The sequence below is a fragment of the Sphingopyxis sp. genome (genome assembly GCF_019459305.1).
In the GTDB taxonomy this organism is placed as follows: domain Bacteria; phylum Pseudomonadota; class Alphaproteobacteria; order Sphingomonadales; family Sphingomonadaceae; genus Sphingopyxis.
Map to the genome: position 1 here is coordinate 1 of NZ_JAIBES010000142.1, position 23,558 is coordinate 23,558.

Here is a 23,558-nt window from a genome sequence, read left to right on the forward strand (position 1 = left end):
CCCCGCCCGGGGGGGCGCCCTCGCCCGCCGCAGTGCTGGCGGGGCATGTCGGCCAGACGATCATGGTCGTGCGCGCCGACGAAACATTGGAATCCGCCCTGCGCGACGCGATCGGCTTGATGGGCGCGTGTCCGCATATCCAGCTGCTCCTCAACGGCGTGAAATTCTCGCCAGGCGGCCGCCGTTTCGGCACCTATTACGGACAAGGAGGCGCGTGATGCGCATCACCATCGCCCTGCGCCACGCGAGCGCGCTGGCGGCGCTGCTGCTGGCAGGGGCCACCACGGGCGCGCAGGCGCAATTTTCGGGCGATCCCGCTTCCGGCGCCAGCGAAACGCCGACGAGCGCCCCGGCGGCGGAACCCGGCCGCGCAGCGAAGCGCGCCGAGGGCCGCCGTAGCCAGCGGCAGGTCGATGTCAGCCCCTATCTCGAGGTCGGCCAGGTGCTGACCGCCGACCTGAAAAATGGCGGCGACGTCCTGACCTATACCAATGTTGCGGTAGGCATCGATGCTGCGATCGTGACGACGCGCGCTGAACTGGCAGCAACGCTGCGCTATGAACATCGCTTTGGCTGGGGTGGCGGACTGGGCGATTCCGATACGATCAGCGGCCTCGCCCGCGGCCGGATCGAGATCGCGCGCGGTCTCAATCTCGAGGGCGGCGCGCTCGCCACCCGGACCCGCGCTGACGGGCAGGGCGCCGACAGCGGATTGTTCATCGGCAACGCGAGCAATGTCGCGAACCTCTACTCGGTCTATGCCGGGCCGACCTTGGCGCGCCGCATCGGCGGGCTGGATGTTGGGGCGGGCTATCGCTTTGGCTATACCAAGGTCGATGTCGATACCCCCGCGATCCTGGCGCCGGGTAGCCAGCCGCAGGATATTTTCGACAGCTCGACCAACCATGTTGCGTGGGCCAGCGTCGGCGCGCGTCCCGGCGACCTGCCGTTCGGGTGGCAGGTATCGGGCGGCTATGAACGTGAGGATGCCAGCCAGCTCGACCAGCGGTTCGAGGGCAAATATGTCCGCGCCGATGTGACGATGCCGATCGGGCCGAGTGTCGCGCTGCTGGGCGGCGTCGGTTATGAGGATATCGAAATCGGCCAGCGCAATCCAGTCGTTGATGCGGGCGGCGTGCCGGTGCGCGATGCGAACGGTCGCTTCATCACCGACAAATCAACCCCCCGCCAGCTGTCGTTCGATACCGACGGCTTGATCTGGGACGCCGGGGTGATGTGGCAGCCAAGCCGCCGCACGTCGGCGACCGCGCGCGTCGGCCGCCGTTATGGCGACACCATTTATACCGGCAGCTTCGCCTATCGCGCCGACCATGCGACGACGGTTCAGGTCGGCGTTTATGACGGACTGTCGAGTCTGGGCCGCGGCCTCTCGGGTGGACTGGCTGCGTTGCCGACCCAGTTCGACCCGACGCGCAACCCGATCGGCGGGACGATCAATCCGTGCGTGTTCGGCCAGCAGGGCGGCGGATGCCTGAACAACCAGCTCGGCAACGCGACGTCGGCGCAATATCGCAGCCGCGGCGTGCAGGCGACGATCGCCTCGCGCTACGCCGGGTGGAGCTATGGCGTAGGGATTGGCTATGACCAGCGCAAGCTGCTCGCGCCGTTGCTCTCGCCGATCGCGAACCTGAACGGGATCAAGGACGAGAGCTATTATCTCTTCCTGTCGGCGGGGCGCCAGCTCGACGTCGATTCGGACATCAGCCTGACCGGGTATCTCAACTATTTCGACAATGGCGCGCCGGGTGCGAGCGACGTCCAGTCGGCGGGGCTGTCGGCTGCATACTCGCGGCGCTTCTGGCGCGGACTGACCGGGACTGCGGCGGCCAGCCTTAACGCCTTTGATCAGGACGGCTTTAACAGCCAGCTTATTGGTTCAGCTTTGGTGGGACTGCGTTACAACTTCTGACCAAGCAACGGGAATATTAGCGATGTACGATCAGTTCTATGGTTTCACCGGGCGTCCGTTCCAGCTGACGCCAGACCCGCATTTCTATTTCGAAAGCGGCACGCACCGTAAGGCGATGTCTTACCTCGGCTACGGACTCGCGCAGGGTGAGGGCTTCATCGTCATCACCGGCGATGTCGGCGCGGGCAAGACGACGCTGGTCGGCCACCTGATGAACACCATCGACCCCAATCGCCTTACCGCGGTCAAGCTGGTGTCGACGCAGGTCGAGGGCGACGACCTGCTCCGCCTCGTCGCCGAACAGTTCGGGATCGAGTGGGAAGGGCAGAGCAAGGCCGAGTTGCTGCGGTCGATGGAACAATATCTGCGCGAACAGGCGCGCGCCGGAAAGCGCACGCTGCTGATCGTCGATGAGGGGCAGAACCTTGCCATCTCTGCGCTCGAGGAGCTGCGGATGCTGTCGAACTTCCAGCTCGGCGGCCATTCGCTGCTCCAGATTTTTCTGCTTGGGCAGCCCGAGTTCCGCCAGACCCTGTTTCATTCGCCGACGCTGGAGCAATTGCGCCAGCGAGTGATCGCGACGCATCACCTCGACCCGATGGAGCCCGAGGAAGTCGAACCCTATATTCTGCACCGGCTGGGCAAGGTCGGCTGGACCGGAAACCCGAGCTTCAGCCCCGACGCATTCGAGGAAATCTTTGATTACAGCGAGGGCGTACCGCGCAAATTGAACGTGCTGGTCAGCCGCTTGCTGCTGTACGGCGCGGTTGAGCAGATGACGCGGATCACGCCGCAGAATGTGCGCTCGGTGGTCGCCGAGATCGAGGCCGATCGCGGTATCGATGCATCGACGCTGGCGCCGCTGCCGGTCGAAGAGGTCGTGGCGGCCGCGGCTGCTGCGGTCGCGCCGACGCCCGCGCCTTTTGCGGCACCGGCCGCAGCGAATGAAACCGCGCTCGAATGGCCGCAACGTGCTGCCGACGGACGTCCGCCCTTTGCGGAGCCTGCGCCGACGCGGCGTGAGACTTCCGCGCAGGAGCTGTCGCCCGAAGCGGCCCCGGCTGTGGCGGCGATCGATCTCGAGCATCTGGCGGCGCTCGAAACCCAGATTGCTTCGCTTGAAACGCGGCTGGTCGAACAGGATGCGGCGCTGCGCCGTGTGCTCGATCTGCTGATCGAATGGGTCGAGCGCGATCCTGAGAATGCGCCCAATCCGGCGACGTCGCGGACCTGGGCGGCCTGACAGCAGACACGAAATCGGCTATCCGGTCGATGAAGGTGGAAAACGATGCAGAACGGCCTGTCGGTCGATGTCGAAGACTGGTTCCAGGTCGGCGCCTTTGAGCGCACGATCGACCGTGCCGACTGGCCGACGCTCGAGTGCCGCGTCGAGGCGAATTGCGACGCGGTGCTGCAGATTTTCGCCGATGCGGGGACGACAGGGACGTTCTTCACATTGGGCTGGGTCGCCGAGCGTTATCCGGCGCTGATCAAGCGGATTGTGGCGGCTGGGCATGAGCTCGCGAGCCATGGTTATGACCACAAACGCGTGTTCAACATGACCGCGGACGAATTTGCTGCTGACCTTCAGAAAACGCAGGCGATCCTCGAGAATCTGGGCGGCGTTGCGGTGCGCGGTTATCGCGCGCCAAGTTTCTCGGTCGACCAGCGCACCCCGTGGGCGCATGCGGTGCTCGCCGAACAGGGCTATGCCTATTCGTCAAGCGTCGCGCCGGTCGTCCACGACCATTATGGCTGGCCGCAGAGCCCGCGCCATGCCTGGCGGCCGCTGCCCGATAGCGATCTGGTCGAATGGCCGGTGACGACCGCGCGCTTTGCCGGGCGCACGCTCGCGGCGGGCGGCGGGGGCTTCATGCGGATGCTGCCTTATGGCTTTACCCGCTGGGCGATCGCGCGGATGAATGAAGAGGGGCATCCCGCGATCCTCTATTTCCACCCGTGGGAAATTGACCCCGGCCAGCCGCGCGTTGGCGACGCACCGATCAAATCGAAAATTCGGCATTACAGCGGCTTGTCGGCCATGGCTGGCAAGCTGAAGAAACTGCTCGCCGATTTCGACTGGACACGCGCCGACGCGTTGCTCTCCGCGCAGCAGCAGCGCGCTGCGCCGTGGCGCGCGGCGGCGTGAATGCGCCGATCCGTCCGGTGAAGGATGGCTTTTACGGCGCGCCGTTGTCCGATGCGGCGGCGTGGGATGCCTATGTTGCGGCGCATCCTGACGCGACGCCCTTTCACAGCCGCGCGTGGTGCGAGGCGATCACCAAGGCGACGGGGCATGTTTGCCATCTGGTCACGGCGCGCGGTGCGGACGGGGCGCTGACCGGGTTGTTGCCGCTCCACCATGTCAGCTCGCCGCTGTTCGGGCATGCGCTGGTCGGCAGCGGGTTTGCGGTGGATGGCGGTATCCTTGCTAATGATCCGGCAGTTGCGGCGACGGTGGCCGAGGGCGCGGCGGCGATGGCGCAATCGCTCGGGGTGCCGTCGGTCGAACTGCGCGGCGGTCCGCAGCCCGACGGCGACGGCTGGCGCCGCGAAGAGGGGATTTATGCTGACTTTGCGCGCGACCTCGCCAGCGACGATGATGCCGAACTGCTCGCGATCCCGCGCAAACAGCGCGCCGAAGTGCGCAAGGTCCTGGACAGTGGATTGACCGTGACCACCGGGCGCGACGCCGGTGAGCGGCGCGATCATTATCGTACTTATGCGGCCAGCGTTCGCAATCTCGGGACGCCTGTGTTTCCTAAAAAGCTGTTCGATGCGGTGCTCGATGCGTTCGGCGACGATGCCGATATTTTGACCGTGCGGCAGAACGGGCGCCCCGTCGCAAGCGTGCTCAGCCTCTATTGGCGCGGTACGGTGATGCCCTATTGGGGCGGTGGGATCGCCGACGCGCGGCGGCTGCGCGCCAACGAGCTGATGTATTTCGCGCTGATGCGCCATGCGCGGGCGAAGGGCTGCGCGCGGTTCGATTACGGGCGGTCGAAGGTCGGCACCGGACCCTATAGTTACAAGAAGAACTGGGGTTTCGAGCCGCAACCGCTCGTCTATGCGCGCTGGCTGGCTCCGGGTGAGGCGCCGCGCGATACCAATCCGAACAGCGCCAAATATCGGCTGCAGGTCGATCTGTGGAAAAAGCTGCCGCTGTGGGCGGCGAACAGGATCGGGCCGCTGATCGCGCGCGGATTGGGATGATCGGGGTGAGTCCCGAAATCCTGTTCCTTGTGCATCGCGCGCCGTGGCCCCCCGACCGCGGCGACCGCATCCGCAGTTGGCACATGTTCGAGGCGCTGGCGAAGCTGGCGCCTGTGCATGTTGCGGCGCTCGCTGACAATGCCGACGATGCGGCCATCGCGCGCGAGAAGCTGGCGCCGCTTTGCAAGAGTTTGGCGATTGAAGTCCGCAATGTTTCGCGTCCGATTGCGCTCGCGCAGGCGGTCTTTCGGGGCGAGCCGGCGTCGAATCGATTGTTCAGGAACGCTGCGCTCGCGCGGCATGTCGATGATTTGATCCGCGGCGGCGGTATAACCCATATCGTCAGCTTCTCCGGCCAGATGGCGCAATATCTGCCCGCCGATTTCGGCGGCCCGGTTCTGATGGATTTTGTCGATGTCGATTCGGCGAAATTCAAGGCCTATGCCGAGCAGGATAAGCGCCAGCCGCTGCGCTGGGTGCATCAGCGCGAGGCGCGGGTGCTCGGCGCTTATGAGGCCAGGGTGGCGCGGCGCGTCGATGCGAGCCTGTTCGTCAGCGAGGCCGAGGCGGCGTTGTTTCGTCTGCGCAGCGCCCTCGGCGCCGCCAAGGTTTGCGCGGTCGAGAATGGCATCGACACGGGCCGGTTCGACCCGGCGCTAACATTCGACGCGGTCGATGGCGGCGAAGGGCCGCTCGCGGTGTTCACCGGCCAGATGGACTATCGCCCCAATATCGACGCGGTGCGCTGGTTCGCCACCGACATCCTGCCGCTGATCCGTCGACAGCACCCGGCGGCGCGCTTTGCGATCGTCGGACGGGCACCGACGGACGAGGTGCGCGCTCTGGCCAAGCTGCCGGGCGTTCTTGTGACCGGCGAGGTTTCCGACGTCCGGTCCTGGCTTGCTTCCGCCGATGCGGTGGTGGCGCCGCTGCTGCTGGCGCGCGGGGTGCAGAATAAACTGCTCGAAGCATTGGCGATGGCGCGGCCGGTGGTGGCGAGTGCGGCCGCGGCCGAAGGGATCGATGCGGTGCCGGGCGAGCATCTGCTGGTTGCTGACAATGCCGAGGGCATGGCCGCCGCTGTGGGGTCGCTGTTCGATGACCGCGAGGGCGCGGGCAAGATGGGGCAAGCGGCGCGCGCGCGGATGATTTCGCGTTATGGCTGGGACGCGCGGCTGGCGCCGCTTGGCGAGCTGCTGGGCCTGCCCGCATGACGTTGTGGCAACGCCATCTGGGCGCGTTCGCGCTGCTGTCAGCGGCGATCCTGGCGATCTTCTGGCGCGATGTTGCCGCTATGGCGGGCATCTGGTGGCACAGCTCGACCTTTACCCATTGCCTGTTGATGGTGCCGATGATCGGCTGGCTGGTCTCTCAGCGGGTCGATCTATTGCGTCCGCTGACCCCCGTCTTTTGGTGGCCAGCGCTCGTCTGGATGGCGGGGGCGGGGCTGGTGTGGCTGGTCGGCGAGGCGGCGGGGGTCGGGTTGTTTCGGCAGCTCGGGCTGGTGCTGATGCTGCAGGGCGCGGTCGGCGCGGTGCTGGGCGAGAAGCTGGTGCGCGGCTTGCTGTTTCCGCTCGGTTATGCGCTGTTGCTGGTGCCGTTCGGCGAGGAGCTGGTGCCGCTGCTCCAGACTTTTACCGCGCATATCAGCGTCGTCCTGCTCCACCTGTCGGGTATTTCCGCCGAGATGGAGGGCGTGTTCATCACCACCCCAGCGGGCTTCTTCGAGGTTGCCGAGGAATGTTCGGGGGTCAATTTCCTGATCGCGATGCTCGCCTATGCGGTGTTCGCGGCCCATCTGTGTTTCAAGAGCTGGACGCGGCGTATCGTCTTTGTCGCCGCGGCGCTAGCAACGACGATCCTCGCCAATGCGCTGCGCGCTTATGGCACAATGGTCGCCGCCGAAATCTGGGGGATCGAGGCGGCGGGCGGGATCGACCATATCTTCTATGGCTGGATCTTCTTCGGGCTGGTGATTGCGATCGTGATGCTGGTGGCGTGTCGCTGGTTCGACCGGCCCGCGAACGATGTTGCAGTCGATGTGAGTGGGCTGGACGGGCCGCTGCGTTTTACCGGGTCGGCCAACGCCGTGCTGCCCGCCGCGCTGGCGATCCCGTTGCTTTTTTCTGGCTGGGCATGGCTGGTCGGCGGGCGCAGCGCCCCGTTGCCTGACACGATGGCGGTGGAGGCGCCGCGCGGATGGAGCGAAACGCGCGCCGTAGGCATGGCGTGGACGCCGCGCTTCGACGGCGCCGACCAGCGGCTGCTGCGGCATTTTGTCGACGGCAGGGGACGCCGGGTGACCGTCGCGATCGGCGGCTATGAACGCCAGGCAGAAGGGCGCGAGGTCGTCGCATTCGGTCAGGGTGCGGTCGACCCTGACAGCAAATGGGCGTGGAGCGCGTCGTTGCCCGCGGTCGAGGGCGCGCGGACCGAACGTCTGTTTCATCCGGGCCCCGTACTGCGCGATGCGGCGACGTGGTTTGTCGTCGATGGCGCGGTGACCGGGGATCCGCGCCGCGCGAAGATCGCAGGGCTGAAGGCGCGGTTGCTGGGCGGCGATCCGCGCGCGCTGTCGCTGATCGTGTCGAGCGCGGAGCGGCAGGGCGGGCGCGATGCGATGGAGGATTTCGTTTCCGCGTCGGGCGGAGCCAAGGCAATGGCTGACCGCGCGCTGAAAACCCGCTAGGCCACGCAGCATATGTGTGGGATCGCAGGCATCTATCATCTCGAGACGGCCAAGCCGGTTGACCCCGCGCGGCTGCGCGCGATGCTGCAACCAATGCAGCATCGCGGCCCCGACGGATCGGGCGAATGGACCGCGGCCGGGGTCGGCCTGGGCCACCTTCGCCTGTCGATCATCGATATCGACGGCAGCCCGCAGCCGATGGCGAGCGACGATGAGGCGGTGACGCTCACCTACAATGGCGAGATCTATAATTTCCGCGAGCTGCGTTCCGAACTGGAGGATCTTGGGCACCGGTTCCGCACCAGCGGCGATACCGAAGTCATCATCGAGGCGTGGCGGCAATGGGGGCCGGATTGCCTGTCGCGGCTGAACGGGATGTTCGCCTTTGCGATCCACGATCATCAGCGCGGCTGCCTGTTCCTGGCTCGTGACCGCTTGGGGGTGAAGCCGCTGCATTATGCGCGGCTTTCGGACGGGTCGGTGGCGTTTGCGTCCGAGCTGAAGGGGCTGCTGCGTAACCCGCTGCTGCGGCAGGAAGCGAACCTCACCGCGATCGAGGATTTCCTCGCCTTTGGCTATGTCCCCGACGACAATTGCATCGTCGCGGGGGTCGAGAAGCTGCCCGCCGGCCATTTCCTGTTGCTAGAGCGCGGCAAGTCGGTGCCCGCGCCGACGCGCTGGTGGGCGCCCGATTTTTCCAAGCGCATCCGCGCCAGCGAGGGCGAGGCGGCTGAGCATCTTGTCCACCTGATGCGCGCTGCGGTCACCGACCGCATGGTCGCTGATGTGCCGCTCGGCGCCTTTCTGTCGGGCGGAGTCGATAGCAGCGCGGTCGTCGCGTTGATGGCGGAGGCGAGCGCGAAGGCGGTCAAGACCTGCACGATCGGCTTCGATCAGGCGGCGCTCGACGAGACCGCATATGCGCAGCAAATCGCCGAGCGCTTCGCGACCGATCACCGCACGCGCACCGTGTCGTCGGGCGACTTCGGGCTGGTCGACACGATCGCCGATCATTTCGACGAACCCTTTGCCGACGCCAGCGCGCTGCCAACCTATCGCGTGTGCGAGTTGGCGCGCGAAGAGGTAACGGTGGCGCTGTCCGGCGACGGCGCCGACGAGGCGTTTGCCGGGTACCGCCGGCTGGTGTTCCAGCATCAGGAGGAACGGCTGCGCGGGCTGATCCCCGGTTTCCTACGCCGCGGGGTGCTGGGGCCGCTCGCGAAGGTGTGGCCGCAAATGGATTGGGCGCCGCGTCCGCTGCGCGCCCGCGCGACGCTCGCAAGCCTGTCGAAGAGCGGGGCCGAGGGTTATGCCGAGGCGGTCGGGGTGACCGGGGTGGCGCAGCGGTCGCGGCTGTTCAACGACGCGGCGCATCATGCGCTTGGCGATCATGTTGCCGAGGCGCGCTATTGGAAGGCGATGGCCGAGGCCCCGGCGCGCGAGCCGCTCGACCGCGCACAATATGCCGATCTGATGATCTGGCTGCCCGGCGACATTTTGACCAAAACCGACCGGATGAGCATGGCGGTGAGTCTGGAGGCGCGCGAGCCATTGCTCGATTACCGGCTGATCGAATTTGCCGCGAGCTTGCCCGCGTCGATGCGTGTCAAGCGCGGAACGGGCAAGGCGATCATGAAGCAGGCTATGGAACGATATCTGCCGCACGACATCCTGTATCGGCCGAAGATGGGATTTGTGACCCCGGTGTCGCAATGGTTCCGCGGGGCTTTGGTCGAGCAGGCGCGGGGGCTCGCAACATCGTCGACGCTGGCGCGGTCGGGCTGGTTCGACATGGCCGAAATCGAACGCATCGTCGCGGCGCATCAGTCGGGACGGCGCGACCATGGGCGGTTGATCTGGCAGTTTTTCATGCTGGAGAAATCGCTGGCGAAACTGTTCGGGATTTGAGGATTATTCGTCGCCCCCGCGCAGGCGGGGGCCACTATCGGCCTTACTCGGCGTCGGAGTTTTAAACTTCCAGCGGTCCCCAACTGCGCGGGGGCGACGGACATGTCAGCCACCCCATTTTAACTCCTTCCTGCTAACCTCCACCCGATGACGGTGCATCCCGCCTTTCCTGCCAGCGCCGCGCCGGCCGACCCTCTGACGGTGCGCGTGGTTGATCCGCTCGCGCTGTCGCCCGATCTGGCGGCGGCGTGGGACCGACTGGCGGGGGAGGCGAGCGAACCCAATCCCTTTGCTGAGCGCTGGTGCCTGCAATCGGCGCTCCACCTGCTCGATCCCGAGCGGCACGCGCGGCTGGTACTCGTGCGCGACGGCAGCGATGGGCCGGTGATCGGGATTATGCCGGTGGCGCTGGCGGCGCATTATGGCCGCCTGCCGCTGCGGCATGTCAGCGGCTGGGCGCATCCCAATCATTTCCACGGCGCCCCTCTGGTACGCGCGGGGTTTGAAAGTCTGTTCTGGTCGATCCTGCTCGGGTGGTGCGATGCGGCGCCGTGGGCGCACATCTTGCTCCATGTCCCGCGCCTGACCGAAAACGGGGCGCTACACCGCGCGTTGGTCGATGTGGCGCGGGTACGGGGGGGGGAGGCTGAAGTTGTCCACCGCGAGGAACGCGCGCTGCTCGACAGCCCGCTGTCGCCGGAGGACTATTGGGACGCAGCGGTGCGCGCCAAGAAGCGAAAGGAGCTGCGGCGGCAGGCGAACCGGCTCGCCGAAGAAGGTGCGATGCGCTTTCGGCGTTGGCAGGCGGGCGAGGCGATCGAGCCGTGGATCACCTCCTTTCTCGATCTGGAAGCGCGCGGCTGGAAAGGCCGCGCCGGATCCGCGCTCGCCAGCCACAGCGGCACCCAGGCGTGGTTCCGCGCGATCCTGGCGGGCGCGGCCGAGGCGGGGCGGCTCGACATGCGCGCGCTCGATCTGGATGAGCGGCCGCTCGCGATGCTGATCAACTTCCTCGTGCCGCCGGGCGGCTTTTCATTCAAGACCGCGTTCGACGAGGATTATGCGCGCTTTTCACCCGGGGTGCTGCTGCAACAGGCCAATCTCGACCTGCTCGATGATCCGGCGATCGCCTGGGTCGACAGCTGCGCCGCGCCCGGACATCCGATGATCGACAGCGTGTGGCGCGAGCGCCGCGCTTTGGTGTGGGTCAACGCCGCATTGTCGGCGCCCGCCGACCGGATGCGCTTCGCCATGCTGACCAAGGTAGAGCGGCTCTGGCGGCGCTGGAAGGCTCCCACCGCGACCGAAAATGACGTAGGAAGCCCGTCATGACTGCGCATCAACCGATCACCAGACCCGTTTTCCCGCCCGAAACGCTGGCGACGATGGCGGCGCTCTATCCGCTTAAGGCGGGATTGCTGCACCATCATCTGCCCGACCACCCGCTGCTGTCGATCGAGGCGCTGGCGCAGCTTGGCGAAGGCCTGCCGGCGAGCGAAGTCGAATTTAACCCGGGCAATGTCCCGATCGGCATCCGCCCCGAAGATATCCCCGCGAACGGCCTTTCAATCGGCGAGACGATCCGCACGATCGACAGCAACGGCAGCTGGGCGGTGCTCAAGAATATCGAAAATGTTCCGGCCTATCGCACGCTGCTGATGGACCTGCTTGGCGAGCTCAGATCGGTCGTCGAGCCGCAGACGGGCGCGATGCTGACCCCGCAGGGTTTTGTCTTCATCTCGTCGCCGGGATCGATCACGCCGTTCCACTTCGATCCCGAACATAATATCCTGCTGCAATTGCGCGGGACCAAGGTGATGAACGTGTGGCCATCGGGCGACGAACGGTTCGCGCATCGGCGTGAGCATGAGCGTTATCACACCGGCGGCCACCGCAACCTGCCGTGGGACGAAACCTATCGCGAGAACGCGCAGCAGGTACCACTCGGCCCCGGCGATGCGGTGTTGATGCCGGTGATGGCGCCGCATTTCGTCACCAATGGCGACGCGCCATCGATCTCGCTGTCGATCACCTGGCGCAGCGAGTGGAGCTATCGCGAATCCGAGGCGCATGCCGCCAACGCCGCGCTGCGCCGCATCGGGCTCGATCCCGCAATGCCGCCACGCTGGCCCGGCCATGCTCGCGTTAAGACCGTGGCGTGGCGGATCGCGCGAAAGCTGCGGCTCGTCGAGTGACAGACCGCTTTTCATTGCTGCGATTTGCGGCTATGGGCGCGCATCCTTATTTTGTGAGATCCTAGAGGACTGATGGCGAAAGAAGAACTTCTGGAAATGCGCGGCCAAGTGGTCGAACTGCTGCCCAACGCGATGTTTCGCGTCAAACTGGAAAATGGCCACGAGATTCTGGGCCACACCGCGGGCAAGATGCGCAAGAACCGCATTCGCGTGCTGGTCGGCGACGAAGTGCTCGCCGAACTCACACCCTATGACCTGACCAAGGGTCGGATCACCTATCGCTTCAAGTGAGTAGTGCGGCGAACATTCCCGCGCTCGTTCTGGCCTCGACTTCGCCGCGGCGGCGTGAGCTGCTGGCGCGCATCGGCGTGATCCCGGCGCGGATCGCGTCCCCCGACATCGACGAAACGCCGCTAAAAGCCGAGCTGCCGCGCGACTATGTCGCACGGCTCGCCAGGGGCAAGGCGCTGGCGGTCGAACGCGCCGCGGACGAGGTGGTGCTTGCAGGTGACACGACCGTTGCAGTCGGACGCCGCATCCTGGAAAAGCCCACCGGCGAGGCTGACCTCCGCCGCATGCTCGGCCTGTTGTCGGGACGGCGGCACCATGTCTATTCGGGGCTGTGCGTCGTCGGCACCGACGGCAAGCCGCGGGTGCGCGTCGTCGATACGGTCGTTGCGTTCAAGGTGCTGAGCGCCGCCGAGATCGACTGGTATGTCGAGTGCGGGGAAGGCATGGGCAAGGCAGGCGGCTATGCGATCCAGGGACGAGCCGAAACCTTCGTCCGCTTCCTGTCGGGCAGCCATTCGAACGTCGTCGGTCTGCCATTGTTCGAAACGCGCACCTTGCTGACCAGCGCGGGCATCCCCCTTGGCTGAATGGCTTTACGAAGCCGGGATCGGCGAGGCGCGGGCGGCGCTGGTCGATGGCGACGAAATTCTGGAAGCGCGGATCGAGCGCGAAGGCGTGGGGCCACGCGTCGGTGCGATTGTCGCGGCGCGGCTGGTCGAGGCTGGGAAGGCGCCGATGGTGGCGCTCGGCTGGCCCGGCGCGCCGATGGCATCGCTGACGGGGTTGCCGCCCGCGACGGCAATGGGTGCGGCTTTGACGGTCGAGATCACCCGTATGGCGCTGCGCGAACGCGGGCGCGACAAACCCGCGCGGGCGCGGGTTGCCGAAGCGGGGGCGGTCATCGGCGATGGCCCGGATTTGCGCTCGCGCATCGCGGCGACCGGAGTGCCGGTGACTGAGCTGCGTGCAACGGCTCCAGACCGACTGGAACAGGCGGGCTGGTCCGAACTGATCGACCATATCCGCATCGGCCATTGGCCCTTCGCTGGCGGCGCGCTGTGGGTCGATGCGACCCCCGCGATGGTGCTGATCGACATTGATGGCGAGGGCGACGCGCTGGCGCTGGCCAAAGCCGGTGCAAAGGCCGCGGCGGCGGTGATCCGCTGCTGCGACATCGGCGGATCGATCGGCATCGATTTCCCCTCGCTCCCCGATCGCACCGGACGCCAGGCGATCGACGCTGCCGTCGATGCGGCGCTGCCGCAGCCCTACGAACGCACCGCGGTCAATGGCTTCGGGCTGATGCAGATCATCCGTCGTCGCGACCGCCCGTCGCTGATCGAACAGGTCGTGCTCGACCCTTTAGCGACCGACGCTGCGCTGTTGCTGCGTCAGGCCGAGCGCGCGGTAGGGGCGGGGACGTTAACGCTAACTGCGCGGCCCGCGGTGACCGACCATATCGCGGCGCATCCGGCATGGATCGATATGCTGCAAAATCGTACTGGCCGCCCGGTCCAGCTGACCGCCGACGCCGCAAGCAAAGGAACCGGACATGCCCAGTAAACCGCCGCGCTGCCCCTTGTGCGGCAAGCCGCGCGAACCTGAATTCAAACCCTTTTGCAGCCGCGGCTGCCGCGACCGCGACTTGCTCAACTGGTTCGGCGAAGGCTATGCCGTCCCCGCCGCGCAGGCGCCCGACGGCACCGCCGACAACGATCGTTTCGACGAAAGCTGAACGCATCGAAACAGCCTTACAAAGCCACTGGACAGGATGAAAAGCCCTGCCTATAGCCGCCGCTCGCCAGCGCGGGCTCAGTTCCGCAGCGGCCCGGCCCGGGTAGCTCAGTTGGTAGAGCATGCGATTGAAAATCGCAGTGTCGGCGGTTCGAACCCGTCCCCGGGCACCATTTCTCTGCTAAGCATCCAGTTGAGTGGCCGCGCCTTTGCCCGGCATGGCGGGAAGGAAAGTCGTGGGTCGCATCATCCTGTTCAACAAACCCTTTGGGGTTTTGTCGCAGTTCACCGATCGCGGCACGCCGGAGGCGCGTGCGACGCTGTCCGACTTCATCAATGTCCCGCAGGTCTATCCCGCCGGACGGCTTGACCGGGACAGCGAGGGGTTGCTGATCCTGACCGACGACGGCGCGTTGCAGGCGCGCATCGCGTCGCCGCGGCACAAGACGCCCAAGACCTATCGGGTGCAGGTGGAAGGCGAGGCCGATGCGGAAAGCATTGGCCGGCTGCGGGCGGGGGTTGTGCTCAATGATGGTCCGACCCGGCCGGCAGAAGCGCGGCGTATCGAGCCGCCGCGGCTGTGGCCGCGCGATCCGCCGGTGCGCTTTCGCAAGAGTGTCGCTGACAGCTGGCTGGAGATCATAATCACCGAGGGCCGCAACCGTCAGGTACGACGGATGACCGCGGCGGTCGGCTATCCGACGCTACGGCTTGTGCGGGTGCGGATCGGCGCTTGGGAGCTTGGCGATCTGGTGCCCGGCGAGTGGCGCGAGGTGGAGTAGCGCGTTCGCGCTGCTTTTCGGGATCGCGCGCGCAGTTTATGTTGCAGTGCAAACTGTTGCTTTTCGGTCACAAATCGTGAGAAAATCGGCATGGTGCAGCGCCGCCGCGTTGACGCGGCGTGCGGGCTTATTACAGCGGCCTGCTCCGGTGGGGCATCTCCCGCTTTGGCCGAAGGGCCGCGCCTGCACCGGTTTGGAGAGAGAGACATCATGACTTTGCGCAACCTTTTGCTGGGCGCCACGATGCTGTGCGCCAGCGCCACCCCCGCCTTCGCTTTTGCCCAGGACGCTGCCCCCGCTGACGACAGCGCGGTTGCGGTCGACGATACCGATTATGGCAATGACATCATCGTCACCGCGTCAAAGCGGTCGCAGACGTTGCAGGACACGCCGGTTGCCGTTTCCGTGACATCGGCGGCCCAGCTGGAGGAATCGCAGATCCGCGACCTCATCGACTTGCAAACCGCGGTCCCCAGCCTGCGCGTGTCGCAGCTCCAGTCGAGCGCCAACACCAATTTCATCATTCGCGGTTTCGGCAACGGTGCCAACAATGCCGGGATCGAACCGTCGGTGGGCGTGTTCATCGACGGCGTCTATCGCTCGCGTTCGGCCGCCCAGATCGGCGACCTTCCCAATGTCGAGCGCATTGAAGTGCTGCGCGGTCCGCAGTCGACTTTGTTCGGCAAGAATGCATCGGCTGGCGTCATCAGCATCGTCACGCAAAAGCCGCAATATGAATTCGGCGGTTCGGCCGAATTGACCTATGGCAATTTCAACGCGATCACCGTCAAGGGTGACGTGACCGGCCCGATCAGCGAGACCGTCGCCTTCTCGATCGGCGGCAGCTACAACCGCCGCGATGGCTATGCTCAGGATCTGAAGCTCGACACCGACGTCAACGACCGCAATCGTTGGGGCGTGCGCGGTCAGCTTTTGTTCGAACCGACCGACGCGCTCTCGATCCGCCTGATCGGCGATTATGACAAGATCGACGAAAATTGCTGCATCGCGGGTAACGTCATCGCTGGCCCGACCGTCGCGATTACCAACGCCCTCGCTAGCGGCCCCAGCGTCGATGCCAACAACCCCTTCTCGTACGATGTGTACAATAATTTCCTGTCGACGAACGAAATCGAAAACTACGGCGGCTCGGCGCAGATCGACTATGATCTGGGCAACCTCGCGCTGACCTCGATTACCGCCTACCGCAAGGTCAAGGCGCTGACGAACCAGGATTCGGACTTCACCGGTGCCGACCTGATCGGTGAGAACAGCCAGGATCTGGGGATCGATACCTTCACCCAGGAACTGCGCATCACGTCGGATTTCGACGGTCCGATCAACTTCCTGCTCGGCGGTTATTATTTCAACGAAAAGATCGACCAGGAAAACGACATTCGTTTCGGTACGCAGTTCCGTCCCTATGGCGACCAGCTGATCCGCGCGGCGAGCGGCAATGCGCTCAACGTCGCACTACTCGAAGGCACATTCGGGGCGCTTGAAGGCGCGCCGACGCGTTATCTGGGCACCTTCTTCCGTGCCGGTGACGGCCTCGACGAAGCATATCGCCTGAAGGACGAAGCCTTCTCGATCTTTGGCACCGTGGACTTCGAGGTGACCGACCGCCTGACGCTGTCGCTGGGCGGTAACTATACCAAGGATCGCAAAAATTTCTCGACCAACGTGATCAGCACCGACACCTTCTCGGGCATCAACCTTGACGCGCCCCAATATGCGCCGTTTCGTCAGGCGTTGCTGATCGGCGGCGGCGTCGATCCGGCGACTGCTGCGTTTCTGGCCGCGAATCCGACGCTGACCCTGCCGAACGGCAGCAGCGCGAATCCGCTCGCTGGCCTGAAGGCGTTCCAGTTCCTGCCGCCCTTCCTCAATCTCCCCAATTCGGTTGAGGACGGCAAAACCAGTGACAGCGATTTCTCGTACAGCGTCCGCGCGGCTTATGAAGTGACCGACACGGTCAACGTCTACGCGACCTATGCGACGGGCTTTAAGGCAAGCTCGGTCAACCTGTCACGCGACAGCCGTCCGTTGGCGTCGGACCTTGCCGCGATCACCGCCGCCGGGCTTCGCACGCCGAACCTTGCAACGGGCTCGCGCTTTGCGGCACCCGAAGAATCGACCGTTTATGAATTCGGTTTGAAGGGCCAGTGGGACGTCGCGGCCGTGAATGTCGCGGTGTTCAAACAGTCGATCAAGGGCTTCCAGTCGAACGTCTTTACCGGCACCGGGTTTGCGCTGGCCAATGCAGGCAAGCAGTCGACTTTTGGTATCGAATTCGACGGTTCGGTGCGCCCGGTTGAAGGGCTCAACCTGACCCTGGCGGCAACCTACCTCGACGCCAAATATGACAGCTTCGTCAACTCGGCATTCGGTGACATCTCGGGCACCACGCCCGCGGGTATCCCGGCTCTGTCGATGTCGATGGGCGCCACCTACACGCATGAATTTGCCGGCGGGACCAAGGCGATTGCGCACGTCGATTACGCCTATGAAAGCCCCGTCCAGATCGTCGAAGGTCTGAGCGGTTTCCCGGCCGGCGTCGCGGAAAGTCTGCAGCGCGAGGTGAACTCGCTTAACGCATCGTTCACGATCCGCCTGACCAACGGACTCGACGTCGGCGTGTGGGGGCGCAACCTGACCAACGCGCAGTACCTCACGACGATCTTCCCGGCGGTGGCGCAGGCCGGCAGTGTGTCGGGCTATCCCAGCCAGCCGCGCACTTATGGCGGCACCGTTCGCTTCAAATTCTGATTGGGTGAGGGTCGGGGCGGCGAGGCCCCGACCCGCACGACATCGGCAAAAAGAAACCCCGGCCTCTCGATGGAGAGACCGGGGCTTTTTGTTGGCGTTGCCGCCGTAGGCTTTAGAACTTCACGCCCGCCGCGATGCCGTAGCGGCGCGGTTCGAGGGTGAAGATATTGGTGTAATTCCCCGACGACTGGTCGGTAATGTACAGGCCGGTGACGCTGTTGGCGTCAAAGACGTTCTGGATGAAGCCTTTGACATACCATTTGTCGTCAGGGCCGTTCAGCTGCAGCTGGGCATTGACCTGGGCATAGCCTTTGATCCGGTTGACGTTGCCGTTGAAGATGCTGCCATAGCTTTCGCCGGTGTAGGCCAGGTCGACGCGCGGGACGAGCGTCATGTCGCCGTTGCCAAGCCGCGCGGTATATTGAATGCCGGCGCTGAACTTGTAGTTCGGCGCCTGCGGCAGCTGGTTACCCTTGATATTGACGGGGACGCCGGCGGAGAAATATTCGATCCCGCCGAAATTCGCCGGATTGAGGCCCGCTGCGGCAAAGGCACCGGCGGCAGCCGCTTCCATGACCCCGCAGATGCTGAACGCACCCGTCGATGCGATGCCGCCGTCGGCGGGGAACGCGGTGGTGGGTTGCAAGCCGGCACCCCCCTGGACACCAGGGACGAACCCGCCGTTGATAACCTGCTGGACACCATTCACAAAGGCATTCACCCCAGCGGCGTTGCCCGAAGTCGATGCGACCGCGCAGTTTGCGGCATTGGTAATGTCTTTGATGATCACCGCGTCCGAGCGGCCGCCACCAAAGTCACGCGGATTGCTGGTGAACTTGTCTTCGGAAACCTTGCTGTGCAGGTAGCTGAAGCCCAGGTTGACCACGACGTCGGGATCGGGCCGCACGATCGCTTCAGCTTCGAAGCCATAGATGTTGGCGCTGACATTGTCGTTCACCGCCGTGCGAGCGACGATCTTGCTCAGCTGCAGATCCTTATACTTGTAGTAGAAGGCCGTCAGGTTGAGCTGGAGCGCGCCGTTACCAAAGCTGTTCTTTGACCCGATTTCGAACGCATCGACCTGCTCGGGCCGGAACGATTCGGGGACTGCAAAGATCGGCTGCAGCGGCGGGTTGATGCCGCCCGATTTATATCCACGCGAGTAGGACGCATAGATCAGATTGTCGTCGGTGACCTTGAAGTCGAGCACCGCGCGTCCGGTCAGCTTGTTGAACTTTACCTGACGTGCCTGGATGATCTGGTTGCCGGGTGTGCCAGGGTCGGCGTCGAACGACCCGACGAACGGCGAACCGAACACCGTGTCAGTGGTGCCACCATGCGGCGCCAGGAAGCTCGCCAGCGTCGAGCGTGCCGTCACCGCCTTTTTGTCGTTGTTGTAACGCAGGCCGGCCGTCAGTTTTAGTCGGTCACTGAACTCGAAATAGGCTTCGCCGAACAGGCCGTAGGAGGTAATCTTCAGGTCGTCGGTATTGTTGCGAAAGAACGGCGTCGCCAGGAATGACGGCGGCAGTGGGCCACCGGCAGCCGGCGGATTGGTCGCTGCAGTGAATGCACCCAACACCCCGGTCAGATAGTCGATGGGGAAGGCGTTCACATAATAGCTGTTCTCGGTCAGATGGTAATCTGCATAGATGCCGCCAACCAGGAAGTTGAACGGCCCGTCGAGGTCGCTCGACAAGATACCTTCGACCGACCAGCTGCTGTTATACTGGTTCGACCGGTCGAACTGCAGCGACTGGTCGCTACAGATCTTGTTGCCACCATAGGCACCGTAGCCGGTTTCTTCCGCGAGCGAGGTGCAGAGCTGGCCGGTCGGGCCGTTGGGAATGATCGCGGCGGCGACCGGCGCGAAATAAGGGGTGAACCCTGCGCCAAGTGCACCACCGGCGGCGGCTTGCAAGGTAGCCAGGCCGCCAGCGTAAAGCGCGCGGTTACCGACATTGCTGTTATAGTCCTGCGATGCGTCCAGCTTGACCTTTTGATACTGGCCCGACACCTGCAACGACACGGGGCCGAAATTATGTTCGATCTGGCCCTGAATCGTCAGCTCGCTGGTAAAATAGCTGGGCGTATAGGCGGTGTTCACCACCCGCGGATCCTCGGGCACGGTCGTGTTGGCGTAAACGTCGGGGCCATAGAGGCTGCCGAGCGCGAATGCCTGCGGAATGCCGCGGATCGCAAGGAATTCGCGCGAGGTGAGTGCCGCGGTGAAGGTCGCGTTGCCGTTGAACGGCGAATTGTCGAGGCGCGTGTTCAGACAGCCGAGGATGCCGGTCGGGTCGCGCTGGCAAAGCTGCTTCTGAATGCGGGTGCGCTGGTCCTTCTCTCGGAAATAGGAGGCGAGAATGTCGATCGTCGTGTCGTCGCTCGGTTCCCAGCGCAGCGAGCCGCGGACCGAGTAGAGATCGCGGTCGTCGATGCGGGTGCCCAGGAAGGTGTTCTTGGTATAGCCGTCACGGTTCAGGTAAATGCCCGCGACGCGGAAGGCCATGGTGTCGCCGAGCGGGATGTTGATCATCGCCTTGCCCTTCATGGAATCATAATTTCCATATTCGGCTTCGGCGGCGGCTTCGAACGTACCAAGCTTGGGCTTGGCAGTAATGACGTTGACCACGCCTGAGGTCGCATTGCGGCCGAACAGGGTGCCCTGCGGCCCGCGCAGCACTTCGATGCGCTCAAGGTCGTAGAATTCGGTTTCGAACAGACGGGTTGAGAACAGCGGATCGCCATTCAGGTGGATTGCGGTCGCGCTGTCGCACGTGGTGCCGACGCACAGATCGCCGATGCCGCGAATGGTAAAGCTGGCGCCGGTGAAATTGGTCTTGGTGAAGGTCACGTTCGGCAGCGTCAGCTGCAGATCCGACGGGGTCTTGATCTGCTGCGCTTCGAGCGCTTCGGTGGAAAAGGCGCTGACCGCGATCGGCACGTCCTGCAGACGTTCCGACTGGCGCTGCGCCGTGACGACGATTTCGCCACCGAAAGCGTCGCGTTCCACTTCTTCCGCCGGATCCTGTGCCCATGCAGGTGTCGCCACCGCCATCGCCAGAATCGACGTTCCGATCAGTGCCTTGAACTTCATTTATAGCCTCCCTTTTTCGATCCCGCATGTGCGGGGCCGCCCAAACTCAAGTTGTGGTAAGGGGAGGGGATAAGACCAGACATGGCAAAGGCTGTCCGACCAACGCGGACCGATGCCTATAGGTATCCCTTTTGCCAGCTGTGCTGGTCATCGTCCTCTCCCACCGGCGTCGGGGAAAAACGCCGGCCTCTCCGGATCATGACCCGCTTATGCGGGTTCTGTAATGCAACCCAAAGGTGCGCTTAGTTGACGCAAGCGTCAAGCCACTTGTTCGATCCGGAAAGCGACATGAAATGGGGCAGTTGCAAAGATGCAAAATGCCAAGTTTCCGCAACGTAAACTTGCGCGCAGAGCAATATTCTTGTCGTCCGACCCTTGTTTATCTAGGCATGGGCACCGAAATGTGCGGCAAGAATGCAACAGTGAAAGTGGGGCGATGAGCGACAGCAAGGTGGAACTGGGAGTCGACGGCAAGGTGATCGTGCCCGACCATGTCGCGGACGCCGTGCGGACGCTGATCGAGTGGGCCGGTGACGATCCCGAGCGCGAAGGATTACTCGATACGCCAAAACGGGTGGCGCGGGCGTGGAAGGAATATTGCAGCGGCTATGCCGACGATCCGGCGATCCATCTGGCGCGTACCTTTGAAGAGGTGGGCGGCTATGACGAGCTGGTGCTGCTGAAAGATATTCCGTTCCAGTCGCACTGCGAACATCACATGGCGCCGATCACCGGCAAGGCATCAATCGCTTATATGCCGCGCGATCGCGTCGTCGGCATTTCCAAGTTGGCGCGCGTGCTCAACGGCTATGCGCGGCGGTTGCAGGTGCAGGAGCGGCTGACTGCGGAGGTTGCGCGCTGTATCTGGGACAATCTGCATCCGCATGGCGTTGCCGTGGTAATCGACGCGCAACATGGTTGCATGACCGGGCGTGGGGTGCGGACGCCCGGCGTCGGGATGGTCACGAGCCGCCTGCTCGGCTGCTTCCTGGATGACCAGCGCAGCCGCAAGGAAGTGCTGAGTCTGATGGGATACTGACGAAGTCCCGTCGTCAGGCGGCTTGGCGCCGCCGCGCGTTTTGAAAGCCGTCGCGGCCCGTGCATCGCGCCAGCCAGGCGGTTGTTGCTTCGCCCAGCACATCGTCGGCACCCAATGTTGTCGCCAGAAAGGCGGCATAGCCGATGACGATGTCGGCGATGGTGAACCGATCCGCGACCAGCCATTTGCGTCCATCGGCCAGCGCCGCTTCGATGCTTTTGGCGCGGCCGCCGAAGAATGCCTTATAGTCGGCGACGGCTTGCGCCAGCCGTCGCTCCTCGGGCTCAACGCGCGTGTAGCGGATCATGATCGCGAGCGGGAAGGTCAGCGTCGCGTCGCTGCGGTGTAGCCAGTTGCGATAGTCCCAGTAATCGGCTTCGTCGCGCCGCACTTCGAGCGGTGTTCCTTCGGCGATGCGTTCGCAAATTGCAGCCGATTCGGTCATAAGTCGCCCGTCCTCGACCCAGCCGGGGATCGTCATCAGCGGGTTCACCGCGCGATAATCGGGCTCGAACGCGCGCGGCGGGAATTTGAGCATCCTCAGGTCGACCTCGACCCCCGCCTCTTCGACGGCCCACAGGCAGCGCAGCGAGCGGGCGTCGGGGCAGTGGTAGAGAATGGGACGCGTCATGCGGCAACCTCCTTGGGCCGGTTGATGTGGCGGCGATGTTCGCGCCAGGCGATGAACAGCCCGGACGCGACGATCAGCGGCGCCCCGACCCATGTCGTGTCAGCGGGCAGGGTACCAAAGAACCACCAGCCCGCCATAATGGCCCAGAGCAGGCTGGTGTAGTCCATCGGGATCACGACCGATACCGGGGCAAGGCGCAGCGCGCCGGTCAGCGACATCTGGACGATCGCGCCGAGGACCCCTAGCGCGATCAGGAGCAGCCATTCGGTGCCGACGTGCGGGGTGATGACAAAGGGCAGGGCGAGCCCTAGCGGTACCATCGACAGCAGGCTGAACCAGAAGACGATCGTTGCGGCATTTTCGGTACGACCAAGGTCGCGGACCGCAATCGTGATCAGCGCGGTCATGATGGCGCCCGCCAGCGCAACCAGCGTACCGATGCCATGATCGCCGCCAAAGCCCTCCGAAAAACTTGCCCACGGCGCCAGCACGACCAGCACGCCGACAAAGCCGATGATCACCGCGCTCCACCGCTGCCAGCCCGTTGCCTCGCCGAGCAACAGCGCCGCAAAGATCACCGCAAAGATTGGCACCGACAGGCTGATCGTCGTGGCCTCGGCCATCGGCAACAGGATCATCGCACCGAAATTGCACGCCATTCCGGTCAGCCCCATCAGCATCCGCCGCGTGTGGGCGCCTATACGGTTTGTCCGGAGCGAGGCAAAGCCGCCGGTCGCCTGTACCCACAGGAGCAGGAAGGGCAGGACGAGCGCCTGACGCCAGAACAGGCTTTCGACAATATGAATGCCGGCGCGGTCTACATATTTCACCACCACGAACATCAACGACAGGCTGGCCATCGCCAGCAGCCGGAGCGCAATTCCGCCGAGGTAATTTTGCGGGGCTGCGGTCGAGGCGGCGGCGGGCATCATGCAAAGTTGCGCATAACAGTCCGCTCCCAAGGCGCAAGCCGTGATCCCCCCTTGCTCCCCCTCAACAATCGGGCTAGGGGCGCACTCCGGCCTAGGGGTATAGCTCAGTTGGTAGAGCATCGGTCTCCAAAACCGAGGGTCGTAGGTTCGAGTCCTACTGCCCCTGCCAGGCCGGCCCGGGGTACATACCGGAGACATAGGTACCATATTGTACCTAAGACATGGGTGACACCCTTGCTCCGAAGGGGTTGTCGATTGTTTGTAACGTTCTTTGTTCGAGATCGATATAGCCCAGATCATATTGCATGAAGCTGACGAGCCAGATGCCGTCGTCGACTTCCTTGA

At 64.3% G+C, this 23,558-nt stretch carries 19 protein-coding genes, 2 tRNA genes and 1 pseudogene; 19 read left to right on the top strand and 3 right to left on the bottom strand.

Annotated elements, in window-relative coordinates; all coding sequences use genetic code 11:
* The 17 genes and pseudogenes from K0M74_RS17555 to K0M74_RS17635 all read left to right on the top strand — a co-directional run.
* Window positions 1-218 (top strand): annotated as a pseudogene (locus K0M74_RS17555) (capsular biosynthesis protein); the annotation flags it as partial.
* Window positions 218-1,930 carry a hypothetical protein gene (locus tag K0M74_RS17560; protein WP_293975475.1) on the top strand — a complete coding sequence of 571 codons (1,713 nt, stop codon included), beginning with the start codon at window positions 218-220 and terminating at the stop codon, window positions 1,928-1,930. The pseudogene K0M74_RS17555 and the gene K0M74_RS17560, both read left to right, overlap by 1 nt.
* Window positions 1,931-1,952: 22 nt before the next feature.
* Complete coding sequence (locus K0M74_RS17565) at window positions 1,953-3,173, top strand: XrtA/PEP-CTERM system-associated ATPase (protein ID WP_293975477.1); 1,221 nt, start codon at window positions 1,953-1,955, stop codon at window positions 3,171-3,173.
* A gap of 45 nt (window positions 3,174-3,218) precedes the next feature.
* Entirely contained in the window at window positions 3,219-4,079 is an 861-nt protein-coding gene (locus tag K0M74_RS17570; protein WP_293975479.1) for an XrtA system polysaccharide deacetylase, read from the top strand.
* Window positions 4,080-4,087: 8 nt separating this feature from the next.
* Window positions 4,088-5,143: a FemAB family XrtA/PEP-CTERM system-associated protein gene (locus tag K0M74_RS17575; RefSeq protein ID WP_293975508.1), complete on the top strand. Its 1,056-nt coding sequence runs from the start codon at window positions 4,088-4,090 to the stop codon at window positions 5,141-5,143.
* Window positions 5,140-6,357 carry a TIGR03087 family PEP-CTERM/XrtA system glycosyltransferase gene (locus tag K0M74_RS17580; RefSeq protein WP_293975481.1) on the top strand — a complete coding sequence of 406 codons (1,218 nt, stop codon included), beginning with the start codon at window positions 5,140-5,142 and terminating at the stop codon, window positions 6,355-6,357. Before K0M74_RS17575 ends, K0M74_RS17580 begins: the two co-directional genes overlap by 4 nt.
* Window positions 6,354-7,832, top strand: coding sequence for an exosortase A (xrtA, locus tag K0M74_RS17585; RefSeq protein ID WP_293975483.1), 1,479 nt, complete (start codon window positions 6,354-6,356; stop codon window positions 7,830-7,832). Before K0M74_RS17580 ends, xrtA begins: the two co-directional genes overlap by 4 nt.
* Before the next feature lie 12 nt (window positions 7,833-7,844).
* Window positions 7,845-9,740 (top strand): XrtA/PEP-CTERM system amidotransferase, encoded by a 1,896-nt coding sequence (locus K0M74_RS17590; protein ID WP_293975484.1) that lies wholly within the window; start codon window positions 7,845-7,847, stop codon window positions 9,738-9,740.
* Window positions 9,741-9,887: 147 nt separating this feature from the next.
* A complete protein-coding gene (locus K0M74_RS17595) occupies window positions 9,888-11,072 on the top strand; it encodes a GNAT family N-acetyltransferase (protein ID WP_293975486.1) in 1,185 nt (394 codons plus the stop codon).
* Window positions 11,069-11,935, top strand: coding sequence for a cupin-like domain-containing protein (locus K0M74_RS17600; protein WP_293975488.1), 867 nt, complete (start codon window positions 11,069-11,071; stop codon window positions 11,933-11,935). Before K0M74_RS17595 ends, K0M74_RS17600 begins: the two co-directional genes overlap by 4 nt.
* Before the next feature lie 72 nt (window positions 11,936-12,007).
* Window positions 12,008-12,226, top strand: coding sequence for a translation initiation factor IF-1 (gene infA, locus K0M74_RS17605; RefSeq protein WP_088439331.1), 219 nt, complete (start codon window positions 12,008-12,010; stop codon window positions 12,224-12,226).
* The gene (locus K0M74_RS17610) at window positions 12,223-12,813 is read left to right on the top strand and encodes a nucleoside triphosphate pyrophosphatase (protein WP_293975490.1); all 591 of its coding nucleotides are present in this window, start codon (window positions 12,223-12,225) and stop codon (window positions 12,811-12,813) included. Before infA ends, K0M74_RS17610 begins: the two co-directional genes overlap by 4 nt.
* A complete protein-coding gene (locus K0M74_RS17615) occupies window positions 12,806-13,789 on the top strand; it encodes a ribonuclease (protein WP_293975492.1) in 984 nt (327 codons plus the stop codon). The genes K0M74_RS17610 and K0M74_RS17615 overlap by 8 nt, the downstream gene beginning before the upstream one ends.
* Window positions 13,779-13,961, top strand: coding sequence for a DNA gyrase inhibitor YacG (gene yacG, locus K0M74_RS17620; protein ID WP_293975494.1), 183 nt, complete (start codon window positions 13,779-13,781; stop codon window positions 13,959-13,961). Before K0M74_RS17615 ends, yacG begins: the two co-directional genes overlap by 11 nt.
* Before the next feature lie 96 nt (window positions 13,962-14,057).
* Window positions 14,058-14,133 (top strand) — tRNA-Phe (locus K0M74_RS17625).
* Window positions 14,134-14,196: 63 nt separating this feature from the next.
* Window positions 14,197-14,742 (top strand): pseudouridine synthase, encoded by a 546-nt coding sequence (locus K0M74_RS17630; RefSeq protein WP_293975496.1) that lies wholly within the window; start codon window positions 14,197-14,199, stop codon window positions 14,740-14,742.
* Between the two features lie 210 nt (window positions 14,743-14,952).
* Window positions 14,953-17,511: a TonB-dependent receptor gene (locus K0M74_RS17635; RefSeq protein ID WP_293975498.1), complete on the top strand. Its 2,559-nt coding sequence runs from the start codon at window positions 14,953-14,955 to the stop codon at window positions 17,509-17,511.
* A 112-nt stretch (window positions 17,512-17,623) separates the two neighbouring features.
* Here K0M74_RS17635 and K0M74_RS17640 read toward each other — a convergent pair whose 3' ends face one another.
* Window positions 17,624-20,611, bottom strand: coding sequence for a TonB-dependent receptor (locus K0M74_RS17640; RefSeq protein ID WP_293975500.1), 2,988 nt, complete (start codon window positions 20,609-20,611; stop codon window positions 17,624-17,626).
* 436 nt (window positions 20,612-21,047) lie between these two features.
* Here K0M74_RS17640 and folE point away from each other — a divergent pair, with 436 nt between their 5' ends.
* Entirely contained in the window at window positions 21,048-21,650 is a 603-nt protein-coding gene (gene folE, locus K0M74_RS17645) for a GTP cyclohydrolase I FolE (RefSeq protein ID WP_293975502.1), read from the top strand.
* 13 nt (window positions 21,651-21,663) lie between these two features.
* Here the strand turns inward: folE and K0M74_RS17650 are convergent, their stop codons facing one another.
* On the bottom strand, window positions 21,664-22,281 hold the full coding sequence (locus tag K0M74_RS17650; protein WP_293975504.1) for a glutathione S-transferase family protein: 618 nt from the start codon (window positions 22,279-22,281) through the stop codon (window positions 21,664-21,666).
* Window positions 22,278-23,213, bottom strand: coding sequence for a DMT family transporter (locus tag K0M74_RS17655; RefSeq protein ID WP_293975506.1), 936 nt, complete (start codon window positions 23,211-23,213; stop codon window positions 22,278-22,280). The genes K0M74_RS17650 and K0M74_RS17655 overlap by 4 nt, the downstream gene beginning before the upstream one ends.
* A gap of 93 nt (window positions 23,214-23,306) precedes the next feature.
* Here K0M74_RS17655 and K0M74_RS17660 point away from each other — a divergent pair.
* Window positions 23,307-23,382 (top strand) — tRNA-Trp (locus K0M74_RS17660).
* The last annotated feature ends 176 nt before the right edge of the window (window positions 23,383-23,558 follow it).